General features: G+C 63.9%; 5 protein-coding genes and 1 pseudogene. 1 reads left to right on the forward strand and 5 read right to left on the reverse strand.

Going from position 1 to position 2,693, the window contains the following annotated elements; translation table 11 throughout:
- Both ACK5M9_RS07505 and ACK5M9_RS07510 read right to left on the reverse strand, forming a co-directional pair.
- A partial coding sequence (locus tag ACK5M9_RS07505) for a Bax inhibitor-1/YccA family membrane protein (RefSeq protein WP_416892550.1) occupies positions 1-324 on the reverse strand: 324 nt, incomplete at its 3' end.
- A 215-nt stretch (positions 325-539) separates the two neighbouring features.
- Positions 540-1,091: a YqgE/AlgH family protein gene (locus ACK5M9_RS07510; RefSeq protein ID WP_416892551.1), complete on the reverse strand. Its 552-nt coding sequence runs from the start codon at positions 1,089-1,091 to the stop codon at positions 540-542.
- A gap of 100 nt (positions 1,092-1,191) precedes the next feature.
- Between ACK5M9_RS07510 and ACK5M9_RS07515 the strand changes: the two genes are divergently transcribed.
- On the forward strand, positions 1,192-1,341 hold the full coding sequence (locus tag ACK5M9_RS07515) for a hypothetical protein (protein ID WP_416892552.1): 150 nt from the start codon (positions 1,192-1,194) through the stop codon (positions 1,339-1,341).
- Positions 1,342-1,411: 70 nt separating this feature from the next.
- Here ACK5M9_RS07515 and ACK5M9_RS07520 read toward each other — a convergent pair whose 3' ends face one another.
- The 3 genes and pseudogenes from ACK5M9_RS07520 to ACK5M9_RS07530 all read right to left on the reverse strand — a co-directional run.
- Entirely contained in the window at positions 1,412-1,885 is a 474-nt protein-coding gene (locus tag ACK5M9_RS07520; RefSeq protein ID WP_416892554.1) for a DUF3048 C-terminal domain-containing protein, read from the reverse strand.
- Between the two features lie 24 nt (positions 1,886-1,909).
- Positions 1,910-2,425, reverse strand: a complete 516-nt coding sequence (locus ACK5M9_RS07525) for a DUF3048 domain-containing protein (protein WP_416892553.1) — start codon at positions 2,423-2,425, stop codon at positions 1,910-1,912.
- A gap of 79 nt (positions 2,426-2,504) precedes the next feature.
- Positions 2,505-2,693 (reverse strand): annotated as a pseudogene (locus tag ACK5M9_RS07530) (hypothetical protein); the annotation flags it as partial.

The raw sequence follows: 2,693 nt of genomic DNA on the forward strand, positions 1-2,693 counted from the left end.
CAACGCGAACCCGGCGAACATGCCGATCATGGCAAGCGTCCAAGCCATCGTCATGGCCGAGCTGTCCACGGTGATGGAGTCGATGAAGACATCGCCGATGACGAACCAGGTGATGGCGGCGAACACCACCACCGTGCCGACCGTCAGCGCAGTCTTCTCCACCACCGAGTCCAGGGTCATCCGACTGTTCGTCGGCGGCGCGGAAGCACCGCCCTGTCCGCTGCCGGACAGGTCGATCTGCCACTGGGATGGGTCCGCGCTGCGCGTTGCCCCACTGCCGTTGAACTCCGCGTTCCTGGCGAAGACCGGGTTACTGCTCCGCATGGTGTCCTCTCAAACGATGTCCGAACAATATTCGGGTTCCCTGATGGTCCCGATTCCGTTGGGGTTCGGTAGTGTCTCCTACCTTATCCAACACCTCCACGGTGGCAATCCTTCCCGGCTCACCGAATGTCACGCCCCACTGGCAGAACACCCCACTAGCAGAACGCCCCACTAGCAGAACGCACCGCCAGCAGAACGCACCGCTGACAGCACAATCAGTTCAGTCCCGGATCGTCGGGCAGGGTGGCCCAGTACCGGGTCTCCCCCGATTGTCGCCGCAGCACCTGCCCCCATAGCCGATCCGGCACCGCCGACATCAAGTCGGCATCATCGGCCTCGATCACCAGCCACGATCCCTCAGCGATCTCCGCTTCAAGCTGGCCGCCCGCCCATCCGGCGTACCCCGCAAAGACGCGCAGCCCCACAAATTGGCCACGTTGGGGCATCGGCCCGTCAAGGTCGACCAGTCCGATCCGGCCGGTCAACGGACGCCAGCCCACCGGGCGGGTCACCGCATCGGGCACCACACCCACGGCGAGCGCTGAATCCATCGCCACCGGCCCACCCTCGAACAGGCAACCGGGAGTGTTCACCCAGCTCTCCCAGCCGGGCAGCACGTCCTCAACGTCAGACTCCAGCGGGCGGTTCACGATCACGCCGAGCGCGCCATCGGCATCATGGTCCAGCATGAATACCACGGCGCGCCGAAACGGGCCCGAATCGATCGCCGAGGTAGCGACCAGCAGTTGGCCCCGTACCCAGTCCATGCGTCCATCTTGCCGGAGTCAACCGCGCGCAACCAGCGAATCAGTGCGATGCCCGTCGGCGAGTTCCGCGAGGACACTCGCAGGAGATCGCCGGGATCTCATGGTCAGCGACGCGATCGCCGAGGTGGTGAAACGGGGCTTCTTCCAGGTCTACGACGACAAACCAATCCTGCTGTTCAGCAATCACCTAGAGGGCCTAGTCCTGCTCACCGACCGACAACTGCGCATCTTGAGCGATTGCGTCATCTAGTACGGCCCTCACGCCGAGGAGAGATCGGCGTACCCCGACAGCAGTGGCACACCGCCGATTGACCAGCACGTTAGTTCGCACTCACCGAGGCCGCCTCCGCCTTGCTGAGCAACTCAATCCAGGTCTTGCCCCGCGGCAGAGCCATCGGTTTGCCATCGGCGTCGCGCAGCTCAATGGTCGAAGCATCATTCTTCTTGGACCACCGGCCATTGATTCGCGTGCCTCCGACGAACAGCACGGCCTTGCCGCGGCCAGCGAAGACCGTTTCAGGCACCGGATTGCCCGCCGGATCGGTATACCCGGCGTCCTTCTCATCGGCCCACAGCACAACCAGGTTCCGCGCCCCGAACTCCTTGGCGCTGGTGCCGTTGGTCCGGTTCCAGACCTTGGAGTCGAAGGACCAGCTCGTCGTGTGACTGCGCGAGAAAGTGACCCTCGCCGAGGTGACTGATCGGCCGGCCGGCTTGGCCGCGTTCGCTCCTGCCCAGCGAAAGTACGGCCGCTGCGGTTGTTTGTTCTTCGCTTCGGCGTTGAGCGCCTTCAGATCAACCTGCCGGTTGTTGGGACTTTATCCGTTATCACTAGAGAAACCCGAGCTCACGGCGTCCTCGGAGTGAATGATTATCCCGGCGCCCTTGATACGTGAGATGTTCTGTACCGCGCCTCCGGAGTCGACCACTTGACCGGCGACCGGCTTGGCGATACCAATATCGGTGGCACGCATCGACCGCACGTGCCCCACCAGGGTTGGTGCCGTCGTGTAGTACAACGCGGCCAGGCGGGTAATGCCGCCCTCAACGGTCTGCTCGACCACCATGTCGGCCTGATCGATGTTCTTTTGCGGCGCCGAGGCGGGCGTGTTGTCGATCTTGACGACGTATACCGGATTGGCCGGAGCCTTCTTCATTGTCGCGCCGGTCAGCGGATTGATCGCCACCGCCTGCGCTGCCGAGGTCTTCGACGGCTCACTCGCCCGCTCCTGGGTAGTCTCATCGTCGCCGGAGCAGCCAGCCAGCGCCAGCATGCCAGCGGCAGCCATCGCGACCGCCGACCTCCCAGCCACGGACAACATCGTCACCTTCATGCACACCAGAATGCCCGATGGCTGGCGAGATTGCCTGGTGCCAGCACCGTGGCGGCGGCACCGGAATTGACGGAATACTTCACGGCGCACGCAGGTCCCGACGGCCCAGTCCGATCATGGCCAGTCCCAGCGCAGCCACCGCGACCAGGAGCATCACCACCAACGGGCGGGCATCGGCCGCATCCAGCGGCGACGATGGCATGTGCCAAAACGGTGACAGCGCACTGAGCCAGTCGGGGAATTTGAGTAGTTCGCCTACGAAAACCTG

The sequence above is a fragment of the Mycobacterium sp. genome (genome assembly GCF_047975165.1).
Classification (GTDB): Bacteria; Actinomycetota; Actinomycetes; order Mycobacteriales; family Mycobacteriaceae; genus Mycobacterium.